Raw genomic sequence first — 18,592 nt, forward strand, 5'->3', positions numbered from 1 at the left:
CTAGACTTTATGATATCCAGTCATTTTATTGGTATATCAAAAATAATTTACTTGTTAAATGTTTGATTTTTAGTCAATTATATTTTGTTTAATCTTTTTGTTAAAATTTTAAACAAAATTTAAGACTATTGCTTGAAGTTCCGTTATACTTTTACAGAAATCTAAAAAAAAAAGAACTATGAAAATTTTAAAAATTACATTATTAAGTGCGATTGCATTATTTGTAACGAACATTAACGCGCAGTCAGAAACTATTGTAGGAGTGGCAGCGGGAAACGAGAATTTTTCAACTTTGGTAACTGCAGTTACGGCGGCCGATTTAGTAGAGACTTTAAGTAGTGAAGGTCCGTTTACTGTTTTTGCTCCGGTAAATAGTGCTTTTGAAGCATTGCCAGCTGGTACTGTTGATACATTATTAAAACCTGAAAGTAAAGATACTTTGACAAGTATTTTAACTTACCACGTGGTTGCGGGTAAGTATATGGCTGCAGATGTTGTTAAAGCAATTACAAATAACAACGGTTCTTTTGATGTAAAAACGGTACAAGGTGGTACAATTGTTTTATCATTAAGTGGAGATAAAGTAATGTTGAAAGACGAAAAAGGAAACATGACAACTGTTGTAATGGCAGATGTTGCTGCTAGTAATGGAGTTATTCATGCAATTGATGGTGTGGTAATGCCAAAATAAATTGAACACGCTATTGGTAATAAAAATCCCTTTGTAATTCTAAAAATAGAATAGCAAAGGGATTTTTTCTAAACACTACTTAAAACTTTAAAAATTTTCTATCGTGCAGCCGTACCGCCATTGATAGATTTATCTTTTCGTAATTGTCTTTGTATTTTTTTGATGGCGGATTCTATAGATTTTTCTGGTTCTATAATATTGTATTCTCCCCAGAAATCTGGATCAGAAAAACCGATAGCTTCGTCACTTAGTATAATAGAAGACTTCATTCTATCTTTAAATTTAGGGAAGGCATTGTCAGTATTCTTTTCCCAATCGGTAATGGCCATTTCGCAGTTCATGCTATATACTGAGTTGAACAAACGCTTATCCCAATTAATTTTGAACTCTAATAATACATTGCTATACCCGTAATACCATTTGCCATCTTTTTCTCTATAATCTACGCGATAAGATACTTCTGTTGGCCATACTTCTGCATTCTTTGGCTTTCTTCTCACAAACATTTGAGACGCCAATCTTTTATCTGTAATGTTAAGGGAGTAAATAGCACTGGTCAAAATCTTGTTTTCGGCATCGATGTATAACTTGCCGTTATATAAAGGGTCTATAATTTCAGGCTTTTGCTTAAAATCTATAACATATATTAATTGGTCATTTACACGTGTAGAAGTGTCAAAAGAGAAATCATAATAGGCTAATGTCTCTGGAGTGAAAATATAATTTGGGTATTTCACCATATCCACGAACAATGTGTTAAACGGACCACCCTGTAGTTTTAATGCTACAGTATCTAATTTTGTATAGTCAGTACTTTTTCTTGCCTTGTAAAGTTCAAGAGCATCAGTCTTTTTAGAAGAATAGGGAGTTTTGTAAATATTTACTACAGCCTCAGATAGGCTTACATTTGTTCTTCTTTTTTTAATGGTTTCTCTGTAAAATGCTGTCATTACAGTACTTTCATTAAGGTAATTGTCACCTTTTTTGTTCAAAGTTTCTTTCACCAGTGCTTCTGCATCATTGGGGGCATCAATACTAGCTTCTGATAATGCCATAACAAATTCATTCATGAAGATTTTGTTCTTCTTCAACGCTAATTCGGCAATAGCAATTTGCTTTGTTTTGTATCCTAAAAAAGCAATTGTTAGTTTGTTGTCTTTATACTCATTGGGGACTTTCAAAGAAAATTGGCCTTCTGAGTTGGTGATGGTGGTTACATTGGTGTTGTCTACGGTAAGCGTAGCGAAAATTAATGGTTTCTTACTATCAGCGTCTAACACTTCTCCTGCATATTCGATGTAATTGATTGTTTGGGCTGAAATCGAAGTGACTCCTGATCCTGCAAATAGAAGTAGAATCAGTAGATACTTAAAACTATGATGCTTAATAACGGTGTGATGTTTTTTTGACATGGTGTAGCTTTTTGTTTTAAGGTAGTGATTTTTAGTTGATTAAGCATCTTGTTTATGCTTTAATTAACTGAGGTAATCATTAAGGAAAAAAGTGCTGATTGTGTAATTATTTATTACTATCAAATGTTTTTGATGACGTACTCACCAATCTATTTATTTCTTTCAATTCTTCTTCTGTTAAATCTCTCCATTTACCAACGGGTACATCTAACTTCACATTCATGATTCTAATACGTTTCAATTTCTTAACTCTATAATCTAAATATTCGCACATTCTACGAATTTGTCTGTTGAGACCTTGAGTAAGAATGATTCTGAATTGATAAGTACTCACTTCAAAAACTTCACATTCTCTGGTTACTTGATCTAGAACGGGGATTCCTCTTCGCATTCTATTTAAAAAATCTATCGTAATAGGTTTGTCTACCGTTACCAAATATTCTTTCTCGTGATTGTTTCTGGCCCGTAAAATTTTATTTACAATATCACCATCATCGGTTAAAAATATGAGTCCCTCACTAGGTTTGTCTAATCTGCCAATAGGGAAAATACGCTTTGGGTAGTTAATGTAATCTATAATGTTATCTTTTTCAACACCGGTGTCCGTGGTGCAAACAATGCCTATAGGTTTGTTGAATGCTAAATAGGTAGATTTTCCTTTTGGTTCTTTGATTAATTCGCCATCTACTTTAACCACATCGCCAGCTGAAATTTTAGTGCCCATTTCTGGAACTTCTCCATTAATAGTTACTCTGCCTTGGGCAATAAGTTTGTCTGCAGCCCTACGTGAGCAGTAACCAGCTTCGCTAAGGTATTTGTTTATTCTAGTTTTATTGGCATTATCTTGCATAGTCAGCTTGCTGTTTCTAATGTTATTTTCGATTCACTTCTTGTTGGTAGATCTCTCGTCCTAATTGCGCTAAAAACGGAATTCCGATTTCGTCATACTCATAAGCGTCGTCATTAAAGATACCATCTTTGTTTACCAAAATTGTTGCAGTTAAAAGAAAGTCTATATTCTTTTCTGTGTCTTTTATATATGCGCAGTCGGTTAGCGTACCGTACGCAAATCCTACTTTATTATAAATTTCAATATGCTCTGGTATGTCTTTCTTGGTATCGCCATACATGAAAAATTTACAATAGGCATCGTAATAAGTTGTTGCATCGTAACCGACTTTTTGAGGTACTGTATGCATCGCTTTTAATAAATGCGCTCTTTGTTTGGTACTAATATCAAAACGTTCTGATTCAACGAAATTCTTGGGAAATAGTACTCGTTTTAATAGCTTGTGTTGTGATGAAATAGGGTAGTAATTTTTTAGGCTAAAATCGAATGGGTCTTCAATTAGCTCTTCATCTTCATAATAACCTATTCCTTTTTCAATTCCTTTTAGTTCTAGCTTCTTAGGTGTTTTGTTCAGTAAAGACTTTGTGATTCCCGTAGTAGAATCGTTTAAATAAATAATTAGGGGCTTGGTTCTTAAGTCATCTGAATGATACCCTAGTCTATGGCTAAGTCTAACAGGTGATATCCCTTTATTATTTAAACTCTCGTTGATGGCTTCAAATCCTAAGAACTCTATTAATCTATTGTTTGCTAAATTATCGCTTACCGCAAAAATTTCAGATACATCTTTGGCAACCGTACTTTCAATAGTGTCACCTTCTATGTAATATTTGGTGTTTATAGTTAAGCTGTCTATTTGGTTAAGCTTTTCTAAAGCTAATACCGCAACTGGGAATTTAACCGTGCTTGCAGGATAAAAATACATGCTGTCGTTTACCTGAAAATCATAGTCTGTAAAAATGACGCTATCATTTCTTCTATCAATTTGTGTGTATTTAATCTGAACTTGATAGTTTTCAACGCTATCCATTACCTTTTTTATTTTAGGGTCATCAGAAGATAGTACAACCTCAAGAAAATTTAAATTCTGCTTTTCTTGAGTGCAAGAAAATAAAAGAACACAACATATGAAAAGAAGAAAGTGCTTCATGTTACTATGTTGGTTTTATGGGGTGTAGACTTCGCCACGGTGAGGTTTTAATAAATCTCTGACCGTAATCATCTCTTTTTCTTCTACAACCATAAATGCAATGCTATACATATCATTTAGTTCTTTGAAACCTGTAATCTTCAAAGAAGTTTTCTCAGAAGCGATGAATTCATTTAGGTGCTTAACATGATGTTCTGCCGTTTTTAATGCCGCAGGACCTCTAAAATCCCATATTAGTTTTATCTGTCGGTTCAAGAATATGTAGTGTTAGTTTATAAAAGTAAGTAGGCAAATTTACCTAAAAAATGGCAGTTTATAACCAGTTTTGAGTGACATTGCCATTTTGCGAATCGCTATTTTTTAATTGATTATTAGCTATTTGTTATATCTTGTAATCCCTAAAAACGTGTTAAGTAAATCATTAAGCATTTGCACACGATTTGGTTATTACTATTTTTGCTCGATGTTTTTTAAGAAATCAATGTTTTTAATCCGTAAATTTTATCCTATTGTAACGATAGGGCTCATTTCTATTGTCATTGTTTCATGCGACGGTCTTTTTAAGAAAGATGAAGAGAAAAAGGTGATTGCTAGAGTGGGAGAGTCTTTTTTGTATCAAGATGATTTGGCTCCGCTATTAACTGAAAATATGACAAAAGGGGATAGCGCTTCTTTTGCAATCAATTATATAAATAATTGGGCTTCTAAGCAATTGTTGTTATCCAAGGCCAAGATTAACTTATCTGAAGAAAAATTAGCAGAATATAATGCGCTGGTAGATGATTACAGAACAGAATTATATACCAGAGTTTATAAAGAGGCATTGGTGGAGCAGGCAACAGATTCTGTTATTACAGACGAGCAACTAAATACGTTCTACGATAATGCTAAAGAGAATTTTAAACTGAAAGAAAGAATTGCAAGAATACGTTTTGTTGCTCTGCCAAAAGGTTTTTTAGATCAAGATGAGGTAGGTAAGCGATTAAAAAGATTTAAAAAAGATGACATTCGTTATTTAGATTCTATTGGTGTTCAGTTTACTAAATTGAATTTTAATGACTCAATATGGGTGCGTTACAATAGAATATTCGAAGAAATACCGCCGATAACGGCAGACAATGCCAATAAGTACTTAAAAAATTCACAATTTTTTGAATTAGAGGATTCAATCGGGGTATATTTGGGAAAAATAGAGGAAACCAAAGATGTTAACGACATAGCACCTTTGTCCTTTATTAAGCCTACAATTGAACAAGTATTATTAAGTCGTAGAAAAATGGACTACCTACGCAAATTAGAAACTGAATTACTAGATGAAGCAATCAAGGATAATGAATTTGAAGTTTTCGAAAACAAAAAATAGTATTTACATAGGTGCAGTTTTACTGTTCTCAGGTATTGCAACAGCGCAAGATTCTATACCAAGTGTTTCGGCTAATGAAGCTGAACCAATTGAAGATGTAGCAGAAGTAGCTCCAGTGAAGAAAGACTCATCAATTAATTTTAAAAGAATTAAACTAGATGGTATCGCCGCAGTTGTTGGTGATTATGTAATCTTAGATTCTGATATTGAAAAAACACTTATCGACCTTAAAAGTCAAGGTGCATCTACAGAAGATATTACACATTGCGGACTTTTAGGTAAATTGATGGAAGATCGTTTGTATGCTAACCAAGCAGTTCAAGATAGTATCTTGGTTTCAGATGATGAGGTAAATGCTACTGGTGATCGTCAATTACAGTCTTTAGTACAACAAATTGGTTCAATGGACAAGGTGTTGAAGTACTATAAGAAAACTGACGAAACTAGTTTTAGAGAAGAACTTTATAAGATTAATAAGCTACGTATGCTGTCTGAGCGTATGCAACAAGATATTATTAAAGAGATTGAAATTACACCTGAAGAGGTTCGTCAGTTCTTTAATAGGATTCCTGAAGATGAACGCCCGGTATTTGGTGCTGAATTAGAAATTGCACAAATTACTAAAGAACCAAAACCATCTGAAGAAGAAAAGCAAAAGGTAATAGATAAGTTAAATCAGATTAAAGCAGATGTTGATGATAACGACTCTAGCTTTAGTGTAAAAGCTATTTTATATTCTCAAGATCCTGGTTCAAAGTCAAAAGGTGGTTTTTATAGTATTACGAAAGACACCGGTTTTGATAAGAAATTTAAAGATGTTGCTTTTAGTTTAAGAGAAGGTGAAGTTTCTGAGCCATTTGAAAGTGCTTTTGGTTACCATATTATTTATATCGAAAAGATTAGAGGGCAGGAGTTAGATTTAAGACACATTTTGATTATACCAGAAATATCACAAAATGTATTGGATGAAGCAAAAGCGGAATTAGATAGTATTCGTAAGAAAATTATAAGTGAAGAATTTACTTTTGCAGAGGCTGCTTTAAATTTCTCTGATGAGAAAGAAACGAAGTTTGATGGTGGATTGCTACGTAATCCAATAAACTTTGATTCTAAGTTTGAGTTGACTAAAATGGATCCTACATTATACAACCAAGTTCAGAACTTGAAGGATAATGAAATTACATATCCGGTACTAGAGGAAGATCCAAGAGGTGGTGCACCAAAATATAAAATTTTGAAAATTACCAACAGGTATGATGAGCATGTTGCTGATTTCTCTAAAGATTATACAAAAATTCAAGAATTAGCGCTTACTGAAAAGAAATACAACGCCATTAAAAAATGGATGGATAAGCATATTGAAGATACCTATATTAGTGTGAACGATGAGAACAAAGATTGTGAGTTCGCTAATAACTGGGTAAAAGAATAAATATATGTCAGACGTTGCAGCAATAGAACGCCTAGTAGTAAAACATGCTGAGCTTAAAAAGGAAATAGCCAAGGTCATTGTAGGTCAAGATGAGGTTATTGAACAGATACTGCTTTCCATTTACACAGGTGGTCACTCATTGTTAATCGGCGTGCCAGGCTTGGCAAAAACTTTAATGGTGAATACCATTGCCCAAGCCATAGGTCTTGACTTTAAAAGAATACAATTTACACCAGATTTAATGCCAAGTGATATTCTTGGTAGCGAAGTATTAGACCAGAATAGAAACTTTAAGTTCATAAAGGGTCCGATATTTTCAAATATTGTTTTGGCAGATGAAATCAATCGAACTCCGCCAAAAACGCAAGCAGCTCTTTTAGAAGCTATGCAAGAGCGCGCGGTAACCATTGCCGGTCATCAGCATAAATTAGATTTGCCGTACTTTGTATTGGCAACGCAAAACCCAATTGAGCAGGAGGGAACCTACCCTTTGCCTGAAGCTCAGTTAGACCGTTTTATGTTTGCCATAGAATTAAAATACCCATCTATAGCCGAAGAAATTCAAGTGGTTAAAAATACTACTGCAGATAGAAAGCAAGTGATTAACCCGCTATTCAATTCTCAAGATATTATTGCTATACAAGATTTGGTACGTAGAATACCAGTTGCAGATAATGTTGTAGAGTACGCAGTAAAATTGGTAAATAGTACAAGACCTAACTTAGACTCAGCTTCAGATTACGTAAAACAGTATTTAGACTGGGGAGCAGGACCAAGAGCTTCTCAGAACCTTATTTTGGGGGCAAAGGCAAATGCCGCTATTCATGGTAAGTTCTCTCCAGACATTGAAGATGTGCATGCCGTTGTTAAAGGTATACTACGTCATCGTATCATTAAAAACTACAAAGCGGAGGCTGAAGGTATCAGTGAAGAAGATATTATCAATAATCTACTTTAATAAATAGCTGACTTTCTGCATTTTTGTGAAGAATTAAACAAAATGATTATTAGTATTGTTTGATATCTATCAACTTTTTACATCATTTGAGAAAAAGCGCCTAATCATACTTATTTAATTTTAAATGCGTTCTATATTACGTAATTTTACGAAATTGCGTTAACTTAAAATTAATTAACAGATGACATTTGACATTGGTAAGTTTAGAAGAGTATATCTTGTTCTTATGTAATAAAGTATATTCTTAAAATCAATTCAATCTGTTAATTTGTGGTTACAATGATTCTCATTTCATCATCAAGTCTTCAGAAAGAAATAAGAAATCTAGCTACATGTCTGCATCCAAATTAACAAACAAATTACTTTTTAATGAGCATTTATAAAGATTACCTTAAGGAGATTGAAGAGCGTAAAAGTCAAGGTCTTCATCCAAAGCCAATTGATGGTGCTGAATTACTTAGCCAAATCATTGAGCAAATTAAAGATGTGGATAATGAGTATAGAGAAGATTCTCTTAACTTTTTTATCTATAACGTTTTGCCTGGTACCACTAGTGCTGCCGGAGTTAAAGCTAAATTTTTAAAAGAAATAGTTCTTGGAGAATCAGTAGTAAAAGAGATTACTCCTGCTTTTGCTCTTGAACAATTATCTCACATGAAGGGTGGACCTTCAATAAAGGTATTGTTAGATATCGCATTAGGGTCTGATGAAGCATTGGCAAAACAGGCAGCTGAGGTCTTAAAAACTCAGGTTTTCCTTTATGAAGCAGATACTTCTCGTTTAGAAGAAGCTTTAAAAAATGGTAGTGCAATTGCGAAAGATATTATAGAAAGCTATGCCAAGGCAGAGTTTTTTACAAAGCTTCCTGAAATTGAAGAAGAAATAGAAGTAGTTACCTATATAGCTGGTGTTGGTGATATTTCAACAGATTTATTATCTCCAGGGGGTGATGCACACTCAAGATCAGATCGAGAGTTGCACGGTCAATGTATGTTTGAGCATAACAAAGACATGCAAAAGGAATTATTGGCTTTAAAAAAGCAACATCCAGATAAGCGTGTTATGCTTATTGCGGAAAAAGGAACAATGGGTGTTGGTTCTTCTAGAATGTCTGGTGTAAACAACGTAGCATTATGGACAGGGGTGCCTTTTAGCAAATATGTACCATTTATCAATTTTGCTCCGGTTATTGCAGGTACTAATGGTATTGCTCCAATTTTCTTGACGACTGTTGGTGTAACTGGTGGTATAGGCTTAGATCTTAAAAACTGGGTAAAGCAAAAAGATGCTGAAGGCAATACTATTGTTGATGCAGATGGTGAACCAATTTTAAAGCAGATGTATTCTGTAGCAACAGGTACAGTGCTAACCATTAATACTAAAGAGAAAAAACTTTATCACGGTAAAGTAGAATTGAAAGATGTCTCTGCCGCATTTACTCCGCAAAAGATGGAGTTCATGAAAGCAGGTGGGTCTTACGCCGTTGTTTTCGGTAAAAAATTACAAACATTTGCTTCTAAAGTACTAGGTGTAGATGTTGTACCTGTATATGCACCATCAAAAGAAATAACTATTGAAGGTCAAGGTTTAACAGCGGTAGAAAAAATATTTAATAGAAATGCAGTAGGAACATCAGGTGCAACGTTGCACGCTGGTTCTTATGTACGTGCAGAAGTAAATATTGTAGGTTCTCAAGATACTACAGGTTTAATGACTTCTCAGGAATTAGAGATGATGGCCGCAACGGTTATATCTCCAATTGTTGATGGAGCGTACCAATCTGGTTGTCATACGGCATCGGTTTGGGATGATAAGTCTAAGGCTAACATTCCAAGATTAATGAGCTTTATGAACGATTTTGGTTTAATTACCGGTCGTGATCCAAAAGGGAAATATTTTCCAATGACAGATGTTATTCATAAAGTATTGAATGATATTACCGTTGGTGATTGGGATATCATTATTGGTGGAGATTCGCATACACGTATGTCTAAAGGTGTTGCTTTTGGTGCAGATTCTGGTACAGTAGCTTTGGCGTTGGCTACAGGTGAGGCAAGTATGCCAATTCCTGAGTCGGTTAAAGTAACCTTTAAAGGACAAATGAAATCGTATATGGATTTCCGTGATGTAGTTCACGCTACGCAGTCTCAAATGCTAAAGCAGTTTGGTGGCGAAAACGTATTCCAAGGTCGTGTTATTGAAGTTCATATCGGGACTTTAACTGCAGATGAAGCTTTTACATTTACTGATTGGACGGCGGAGATGAAAGCTAAAGCATCTATTTGTATTTCTGAGGATGATACCTTAGTTGAATCTTTAGAGATTGCTAAAGGGCGTATCCAAATCATGATTGAGAAAGGAATGGATAATGCAAAGGGCGTACTTCAAGGTTTGGTTGATAAAGCTGAAACTAGAATTACAGAACTTAAAACAGGGATTAGACCTTCTTTAAGACCAGATGCTAATGCTAAGTATCATGCAGAAGTTGTTATTGATTTAGATGAAATTGCTGAACCAATGATTGCTGATCCAGATGTAAATAATGACGATGTATCAAAACGTTATACACATGATAACATTAGACCATTATCTTACTATGGCGGTACTAAAAAAGTAGATTTAGGGTTTGTAGGTTCTTGTATGGTTCATAAGGGTGATATGAAAATATTAGCTCAAATGTTGAAAAATGTAGAGGCTCAATATGGTAAAGTGGAATTTAAAGCACCTTTAGTTGTTGCACCACCAACATATAATATTGTTGATGAATTAAAAGCAGAAGGAGATTGGGATGTTCTAGTAAAATATTCAGGTTTTGAATTTGATGATAATGCACCAAAAGGTGTAGCACGTACAGGATATGAAAATATGCTATACCTAGAACGCCCAGGTTGTAACTTATGTATGGGTAACCAAGAGAAAGCGGAACCAGGTGATACGGTAATGGCAACATCTACCCGTTTGTTTCAAGGTAGAGTTGTAAAAGATTCTGGTGAGAAAAAAGGAGAGTCTTTATTATCTTCTACTCCGGTAGTAGTTTTATCTACAATTTTAGGTAGAACACCTACTATGGCAGAATATGAAGCTGCTGTTGATGGTATTGTATTAACGAAGTTTAAGCCTTCTACCAAGCAATTGGTTAGATAGTCAAGAAATAATTATTTTATATTAAAAATGCCTGAGTTAAACTCAGGCATTTTTTTGTTACAATTCATTTATCAGTACTAGAGTTTAATAGTACAGTAATTTTAATAACCAATATTAAACCGCATTTTTCCAATCTAAAAGAATTTGTTCAGCAAATGTTTCGCATTGATTTAAAGTGTCTTTTATATGATTTAATGTAGTATCTGGGTTAATTAAGCACATTCTTATTACTACTTGATTTTGTAAAATAGTAGTTACTAAAAGTGCTTCTTTTGATGCCACAACTCTCGCTGAAATTTCTTGATTTAATTTATCCAGTTTTTTTTCAGATAATTTTGATTCTAAGGGGTTGTATCTAAAATTTATTATAGCCAAAGTTGCTAACGAAACAATTTCCCAATTTCCGCTTTCTCTTAATAAATCCTCCGTTTTATCGGCTAGGTCAATATTATAAGTAATTGCTTGTTTAAAAGCATCTAAGCCATATGTTTTTATAGACATGTAAAACTTTAAAGCTCTAAATCTTCTTGTTAGTTGAATACCGTAATCATAAAAATTAATTTCTGATTCGTTACCTTCTATATCTCTTAAATATTCTGGTTTTTCGCTAAAAGTATTGCTTAGCCATGATGCATCTTTTACCAAAAGACACCCAATTTCATAAGGTTGAAAAAACCATTTATGAGGGTCTACAGTTAAAGAATCTGCACGTTCAATACCTCTTAGAGCCTTACTTCCTTTATCTGATAAAATAGCTGCTGCGCCATATGCTCCATCAATATGAAACCAAAGATTTTCTTTTTCACAAATATCTGCTAACGTGTCTAAAGGGTCTACCGTTCCCGTATTTGTGGTTCCGGCAGAAGCTATAATACAAAAAGGTTTTCTGCCTTCTATTTTATCTTTTGCGATTTCATTTTTAAGTTTATTGATGCTTATTTTAAACTCTAAATCTGTAGGTATTATTTTAATCTGTTCTTTTTTAAAACCTAAGACCCTAATTGCTTTAATGTTAGAAGAATGTGCTTGGTCTGATAAATAAATAATGGCATTAGAAAAATCGTTTCCACATTTTACTCTTCTTGCGGTTACTAAAGCAGTTAAGTTTGCCATAGAACCTCCACTTGTGAAAATTCCACCACCTTTTTTTATCGGAAAATCGAACATTTTCAACAACCAATTTAAAGTAACGATTTCTAATTCTGCTGCTGCAGGAGCAACAATCCATCCGCCAGAAAAAATATTAAAACCTGTTGCTAAAGAATCGGAAATTGCACTGATAAAATTACTGGGTCCGGGTACAAAAGAAAATGATTTTGGATGACCAGAAATATTAGCGTTGGGTATTACATTGTCCATGACAAAGTCTAAAACTTTATCTGCAGGCATACCTTTATCTGGGGCTTCTTGTAAAAAAATAGAATCCATTTCTTTTCTTGAAGCAATACTTACGGGATTTTTACTCTCAATTTCTGTATAATGCTCAACAATTAAGTCTACAATTTTATAACCATAAGATTGCATTTCTTCTTTTGATAAGTGAAAAGGTGATTTCATGAAGTTTTTAATTTTGTGTAAAATACATGAAGTAACCCAATTGGTTTCAAAAAAAGCTTTAAAATAATAAGGGTGTTTAATCTGCAATTTTTGGTAGTGCACATAGTATAGTAGATTATTAAGTTGCGGTTGAGGGTGTTGTTTTGACTAAGGATGTGGCAACTATTGAGATGTATTAAAGGTAATTTATGTAGTATATGTAGCTTGAGTGCTCATAATCAAGCCTTTTTGATTCAATTTTTTATAGTCATTCTTTATTTCAAATGTGGTTTCAAAATCATCGTACATTTCGTATCTTGTACAGATAAGATAGATTAACAATTTTTATAAATAGATTTTATGGCTTTTGACATAGATATGATTAAAAAAGTTTACGCTTCCATGTCGGAAAGTGTAGGCAAGGCGAGAGAGATTGTAGGTAAGCCTCTAACTCTTTCAGAAAAGATTTTATATTCTCACTTATGGGATGGCACTCCTAATAAACCATTTACAAGAGGTAAAGATTATGTTGATTTTGCTCCGGATCGTATTGCTTGTCAAGATGCTACGGCTCAAATGGCTCTATTGCAGTTTATGCAAGCAGGTAAGCCTAAGGTTGCTGTACCAACTACAGTACACTGTGATCACTTAATTCAGGCTAAAAATGGTGCTACTGCAGATTTAAAATCGGCAAACACTACAAGTGCAGAAGTTTTTGATTTCTTAGAATCTGTTTCTAATAAGTACGGAATTGGTTTCTGGAAACCAGGTGCTGGTATTATTCACCAAGTAGTATTGGAGAATTATGCATTCCCAGGTGGAATGATGATCGGTACCGATTCTCATACTGTTAATGCAGGTGGATTAGGTATGGTTGCCATTGGTGTTGGTGGTGCAGATGCTGTTGATGTTATGGCAGGTATGGCATGGGAGCTTAAATTTCCAAAATTAATAGGTGTAAAGTTAACTGGAACTATTTCTGGATGGACAGCACCAAAAGATGTTATATTAAAAGTTGCCGAAATTCTTACCGTTAAAGGTGGAACGGGAGCTATCGTTGAATACTTTGGTTCAGGTGCAAAATCTTTATCATGTACAGGTAAGGGTACAATTTGTAACATGGGTGCCGAAATAGGAGCAACAACTTCTACTTTTGGTTATGACGAGTCTATGGAGCGTTATTTGAGAGCTACCGATAGAGCTGATATTGCTGATGCGGCAAATGAGGTTAAAGAGCATTTAACTGCAGATGATGAAGTATATGCAAACCCTGAACAATATTTTGATGAGGTTATTGAAATTAACTTGTCTGAATTAACACCATTATTGAATGGTCCTTTTACTCCAGATTTATCTACGAAAGTTGGTAAAGACATGACAGAAAAGGCTACTGCACACGAATGGCCGTTAGCTGTTGAGTGGGGATTAATTGGTTCTTGTACCAACTCTTCTTATGAAGATTTATCTAGAGCTTCTTCAATTGCACAACAAGCTATTGATAAAGGAATTAAAATGAATTCTGAATTAGGAATTAATCCTGGTTCTGAACAAGTACGTTATACAGCAGCCCGTGATGGTATTCTTGGAATATTTGAGAAATTAGATGCTAAGATATTTACTAACGCGTGTGGACCATGTATTGGACAGTGGGCACGTTACAGCGATCCTAAAAATGCGCCAAAGAATAGTATTGTTCACTCTTTCAACAGAAACTTTGCAAAACGTGCAGATGGTAATCCTAATACGCACGCATTTGTAGCTTCGCCAGAAATTACAGCGGCAATTGCAATTGCAGGTAGATTGGATTTTAACCCGATGACGGATAAATTAATCAATGAAAAAGGAGAAGAAGTAATGTTCGATGAGCCTACAGGGTGGGAATTACCTCCTAAAGGTTTTGCAGTGGAAGATGCAGGTTTTCTTGCACCTGATGAAGATGGATCTGGTGTGGAAGTTAAAGTTGCTTCAGATTCTGAACGTTTACAATTGTTAGAACCATTTACACCTATAAAAGACGAGAGTTTAATGGGTGCCAAATTGTTGATTAAGGCATTTGGTAAGTGTACAACGGATCACATTTCTATGGCAGGACCATGGTTACGTTTCCGTGGTCATTTAGATAATATTTCTAATAACTGTTTAATTGGTGCTGTAAACGCATTTGGTCATAAGACTAACTTGGTTAAGAATCAATTGAACGGAGAGTTTGGTGGTGTTCCAGATACTGCACGTGCTTATAAAGCTGCAGGTGTAAAAAGCATTGTTGTTGGTGATCATAACTATGGTGAAGGATCTTCAAGAGAACATGCTGCAATGGAGCCACGTCATTTAGGTGTTGCTGCAGTAATTGTAAAATCATTTGCACGTATACACGAAACAAACCTTAAAAAACAAGGTATGTTAGGGTTGACTTTTGCGAATGAAAGCGATTATGACCTTATTCAAGAAGATGATACCTTTAATTTTATAGATATAGCAGATTTTGCGCCAGATAAGCAGTTAACGGTTGAGATTGTTCATGCAGATGGTAGTAAAGATGTAATCAAAGTAAACCATACTTATAATGCTGCACAAATTGGGTGGTATAGAGAAGGTTCAGCTTTAAACGTTATTAAGAGGGAAAACGCCTCATAATTCAACAACTCAAAATTTGTAAGGAAAACTCCTGATATTAATCAGGAGTTTTTTAGTTTTGACCCCTATCTAATTTTTATGACCAGACAAACGGTTTTTACCTTATTGATCATTGCTTTTGTAATTTCTTTTTTCGTCACCCCATTAGGTGATTATAGCAAGATTTTTCTTAACAGGGTTTTTGCCACTTCCCCAACAATTATTCAACCTGAAAAACGAGGTAAGATAACTGACTATGATTGGAAATTAAAAGATCAGAATTGGAAGTTTTTTAACTTTGAGGAAGCAAAAGGTAAGGTTGCATTCATTACTTTTTGGACTTCTTGGCATATGCCTTCTCAGGCGCAGTTAAAAGACGTGCAGTACCTTTACGACACTTACGGCGACAAGATGAAGTTCTATGTGATTACCAATGAAGAAAGAGCTCCTGTAGAGCTTTTTATGGAAGAGCAGGGCTATACTTTTCCAGTAACTTATCAAATAATTGGTGAGCCAAGTCCAATTTCATTATTAAAACCACCAGGGTCTTACTTAATAGATAAATCGGGTTCAATAGTAATACACCAAAATGCCATTGCTGATTGGGATAATGAAAAAGTTGATAAACTTCTTAATCAACTTATAGCTGAAAAGCCTAGTTTGTAGATTTACCGATTACTATTTCTTAAAATACTTGAAGGGTACAAACAACATACCAAAGCATTCGCCCTCACCTTTGCCTAAATGTTTGTGGTGCATCTTATGAGCTCTTCTAACACCTCTACTGTACCAATTATTAGCGTTTCTAAATAGTTTAAAGCGTTGGTGTATAAAGATATCATGCACCAAGAAATAAGCTATTCCATAGGCTAAAATTCCAAACCCTAACGGGTATCCATACCAAAAACCTGTGGTGCCTGAATAAAATAAAGACATACTGACAATTGCATAAAAGATGAAGAACAGATCATTTCTTTCAAACCAAGAATCGTGATCCTTCTTGTGATGATCTTTATGAAGACTCCATAAAAAACCATGCATTACATATTTATGAGTAAACCAAGCCATGAATTCCATGAACAAAAAAGTTCCTAGAAAAATCAATATTCCAATAACTATATTCATTATACTAAGTTCATTTTAAATTTAACGTAAGAACGCGCTAGTAAACCAAATTTTTGATAATTAGGTACTCTAATCCGTGCGTTTTTAATTTCTAAAGATGGTGTGCTTTGTAACTTATTCAACAGTTTATAATAATATTTATACGCTGTATATACTCCAAATTTTGCATCTGTAGGCAAATTTACAATTCCTTCATATCCTTTTTTGAAATCTGCCTTTATTTCTTCAACGATGCGTTTTTTAGATGCTTCATCTAACTCTTTCAAGTTCGTGTTTGGGAAATATGATCTATTTAGTTCCTCAAAATCAGCTTTTACATCTCGCAAGAAATTTACTTTTTGAAATGCAGAACCTAATGCCATTGCTGATTCTTTTAATCGGTTATACTCTTCAATATCACCCTTTACAAAAACCTGAAGACACATTAAGCCAACAACATCTGCAGAACCATATATGTATTCTTTATATTCAGCATCGGTTCGGTAAATATTCTTCACCAAATCCATTCGCATACTTTTCATAAATGAATCAACCAAGTGCTTAGGTATATTGTAGGTATGATACGTATGCTGAAAAGAGTTTAAAATAGGATTAAGACTTATTTTATCTCGTAACGAAGCTTCAAGTTCTTCTTCGAATTTATCGAAAAGAACTTCTTTGTCATAATCATGAAAGGTGTCAACAATTTCATCTGCAAAGCGAACAAAACCATATATATTATAAATATGACCACGTATAGATGAGTTAAGCATCTTGGTAGCTAATGCAAAAGACGTACTGTATCGTTTTGTAACAATCTTACTGCATTGGTATGAAACTTGATCAAAAGTATCTTTCATAGGTTAACTAATTATCTTTTATAATTAATTCTGACACTAATTTACCGGAGATTAATGCGGGTGGCACACCGGGACCAGGTACAGTCAGTTGTCCTGTGAAATATAAATCAACTACTTTTTTACTTCTTAGATTAGGTCTCAAAAATGCAGTCTGTGTTAAAGTATTGGCCATGCCATATGCATTGCCTTTATATGAATTGTATCGTTCCACAAAGTCGTTTACACAGAATGTTTCTTTGAATATAATATTTTTTCTAATGTCTTGCCCGGTTCTTTTTTCAAAACGATTCATTATTAAATCAAAATATTGACTTCTCAATGCTTCGGTATCTTTAAGAGCAGTAGCTATTGGTACTAGAAAAAATGCTGTTTCGCAACCATCGGGTGCCATACTTGCATCTGTTATCGATGGAAAATTAGCATAGAATAGCGGGTTTGTAGGCCATTTTGGATTGTCGTAAATTTCTTTAGCGTGTAGCTCAAAATCTGTATCAAAAAATAGGTTGTGATGCTCAACGTTGTTCAGTTTAGTATCAAGCCCTATGTAAAATAATAATGAAGAAGGTGCAAATACCTTTTTATCCCAGTAGTTTTGAGAGTATTGCTGGTATTTTTTATCTAATAAGCTTTCTGAGTGATGGTAATCTGCTCCACTTAAAACAACATCTGCAGTAGAGGTTTTTCCATTGCACGTAACACCTGTTGCTTTACCGTTGGTTACTTGAATTTTCTCAATGGCCGAATTTGTGTGTACTTTGACGCCAAGTTCTTTTGCAAGACTCTCCATAGCTTTTATTACTTCATACATACCACCTTTTGGATGCCATGTACCTAAGCCAAAATCTGCAAAATTCATAAAATTATAGAACGACGGAGTATTGCTAGGCTTGGCGCCAAGAAACAATACAGGAAATTCTAAAGTAGATATCAATTTTGGATTTTTAAAAGACTTACGTACTTGCGAACTAATAGTTTTAAAAAATTGGTCAACTTTTAAAATGGTTTCTTTGGTTACCAACTCTAAAGGAGAAAGTCCTGGTCTTAGAACTACTTTGTTGATGGCAATATCATAATTTTCTTGTGCTTTACTAATAAACTTTTTTAATGCTTTAGAGCTGCCAGGTTCTATTCTTTCAAACTCCTCACAAATTTTATCCATACTATCACCGATGGTAATAATATCGTCACTAAAGAAAATTTTATAAGCAGGACTCAGCTTATCTAGTTGGTAATAGTCTGATGTTTGTTTATTGAAATCGGCAAAAAACTTATCAAATATGTCTGGCATCCAATACCAGCTCGGACCCATATCGAACGTAAAGCCATCTTTTATGAATTGAGAAGCTCTACCACCTACAGTGTCATTTTTCTCATATATAGAAACATCCCAACCAGCTTTTGCCAAGTAACATGCCGCTGATAGTGATGAAAAACCAGAACCAATTACTATGCAGCTTTTATTCATTTGTATCAAAGAGA

15 protein-coding genes are annotated in these 18,592 nt (G+C 34.3%); 7 read left to right on the forward strand and 8 right to left on the reverse strand.

From position 1 onward, the window contains the following. Positions 1-178 precede the first annotated feature (178 nt). Entirely contained in the window at positions 179-691 is a 513-nt protein-coding gene (locus tag BUC31_RS09790) for a fasciclin domain-containing protein (RefSeq protein ID WP_073243479.1), read from the forward strand. Between the two features lie 98 nt (positions 692-789). Here the strand turns inward: BUC31_RS09790 and BUC31_RS09795 are convergent, their stop codons facing one another. The 4 genes from BUC31_RS09795 to BUC31_RS09810 all read right to left on the reverse strand — a co-directional run bounded on the left by BUC31_RS09795 (position 790) and on the right by BUC31_RS09810 (position 4,358). Beyond that, positions 790-2,103: a carboxypeptidase-like regulatory domain-containing protein gene (locus BUC31_RS09795; RefSeq protein WP_073243481.1), complete on the reverse strand. Its 1,314-nt coding sequence runs from the start codon at positions 2,101-2,103 to the stop codon at positions 790-792. Between the two features lie 106 nt (positions 2,104-2,209). Continuing rightward, a complete protein-coding gene (gene rluF / locus BUC31_RS09800) occupies positions 2,210-2,953 on the reverse strand; it encodes a 23S rRNA pseudouridine(2604) synthase RluF (RefSeq protein WP_073243483.1) in 744 nt (247 codons plus the stop codon). 22 nt (positions 2,954-2,975) lie between these two features. Next, a complete protein-coding gene (locus BUC31_RS09805) occupies positions 2,976-4,103 on the reverse strand; it encodes a serine hydrolase (protein ID WP_073243485.1) in 1,128 nt (375 codons plus the stop codon). 15 nt (positions 4,104-4,118) lie between these two features. Continuing rightward, the gene (locus BUC31_RS09810; RefSeq protein ID WP_073243487.1) at positions 4,119-4,358 is read right to left on the reverse strand and encodes a hypothetical protein; all 240 of its coding nucleotides are present in this window, start codon (positions 4,356-4,358) and stop codon (positions 4,119-4,121) included. Positions 4,359-4,584: 226 nt separating this feature from the next. Here BUC31_RS09810 and BUC31_RS09815 point away from each other — a divergent pair, with 226 nt between their 5' ends. The 4 genes from BUC31_RS09815 (at position 4,585) to BUC31_RS09830 (ending at position 11,000) form a co-directional block, all read left to right on the forward strand. After that, positions 4,585-5,466: a peptidylprolyl isomerase gene (locus BUC31_RS09815; RefSeq protein ID WP_073243867.1), complete on the forward strand. Its 882-nt coding sequence runs from the start codon at positions 4,585-4,587 to the stop codon at positions 5,464-5,466. After that, positions 5,435-6,898, forward strand: coding sequence for a peptidylprolyl isomerase (locus tag BUC31_RS09820; protein WP_244534031.1), 1,464 nt, complete (start codon positions 5,435-5,437; stop codon positions 6,896-6,898). Before BUC31_RS09815 ends, BUC31_RS09820 begins: the two co-directional genes overlap by 32 nt. Before the next feature lie 4 nt (positions 6,899-6,902). Further along, positions 6,903-7,856 (forward strand): AAA family ATPase, encoded by a 954-nt coding sequence (locus BUC31_RS09825; protein ID WP_073243489.1) that lies wholly within the window; start codon positions 6,903-6,905, stop codon positions 7,854-7,856. Between the two features lie 369 nt (positions 7,857-8,225). Beyond that, positions 8,226-11,000 (forward strand): bifunctional aconitate hydratase 2/2-methylisocitrate dehydratase, encoded by a 2,775-nt coding sequence (locus BUC31_RS09830; RefSeq protein WP_073243491.1) that lies wholly within the window; start codon positions 8,226-8,228, stop codon positions 10,998-11,000. A gap of 114 nt (positions 11,001-11,114) precedes the next feature. On the opposite strand, the gene BUC31_RS09835 is transcribed toward BUC31_RS09830, so the two are convergent. Next, complete coding sequence (locus tag BUC31_RS09835; protein ID WP_073243492.1) at positions 11,115-12,557, reverse strand: pyridoxal phosphate-dependent decarboxylase family protein; 1,443 nt, start codon at positions 12,555-12,557, stop codon at positions 11,115-11,117. Between the two features lie 339 nt (positions 12,558-12,896). On the opposite strand from BUC31_RS09835, the gene BUC31_RS09840 reads away from it, so the two are divergent. Further along, positions 12,897-15,170 (forward strand): aconitate hydratase, encoded by a 2,274-nt coding sequence (locus BUC31_RS09840; RefSeq protein ID WP_073243494.1) that lies wholly within the window; start codon positions 12,897-12,899, stop codon positions 15,168-15,170. Positions 15,171-15,248: 78 nt separating this feature from the next. Beyond that, on the forward strand, positions 15,249-15,815 hold the full coding sequence (locus tag BUC31_RS09845; protein ID WP_073243496.1) for a TlpA family protein disulfide reductase: 567 nt from the start codon (positions 15,249-15,251) through the stop codon (positions 15,813-15,815). Between the two features lie 12 nt (positions 15,816-15,827). Here BUC31_RS09845 and BUC31_RS09850 read toward each other — a convergent pair whose 3' ends face one another. Genes BUC31_RS09850 through BUC31_RS09860 form a run of 3 tightly spaced genes read right to left on the reverse strand, consistent with a single transcriptional unit; the run spans position 15,828 to position 18,578 of the window. Next, positions 15,828-16,274, reverse strand: coding sequence for a sterol desaturase family protein (locus BUC31_RS09850; protein ID WP_073243497.1), 447 nt, complete (start codon positions 16,272-16,274; stop codon positions 15,828-15,830). Beyond that, positions 16,274-17,113 carry a phytoene/squalene synthase family protein gene (locus BUC31_RS09855; RefSeq protein ID WP_073243499.1) on the reverse strand — a complete coding sequence of 280 codons (840 nt, stop codon included), beginning with the start codon at positions 17,111-17,113 and terminating at the stop codon, positions 16,274-16,276. Before BUC31_RS09855 ends, BUC31_RS09850 begins: the two co-directional genes overlap by 1 nt. Positions 17,114-17,120: 7 nt before the next feature. Further along, positions 17,121-18,578, reverse strand: coding sequence for a phytoene desaturase family protein (locus tag BUC31_RS09860; protein ID WP_073243501.1), 1,458 nt, complete (start codon positions 18,576-18,578; stop codon positions 17,121-17,123). Positions 18,579-18,592 lie beyond the last annotated feature (14 nt).

This window comes from Maribacter aquivivus, from assembly GCF_900142175.1.
Lineage (GTDB): Bacteria > Bacteroidota > Bacteroidia > Flavobacteriales > Flavobacteriaceae > Maribacter > Maribacter aquivivus.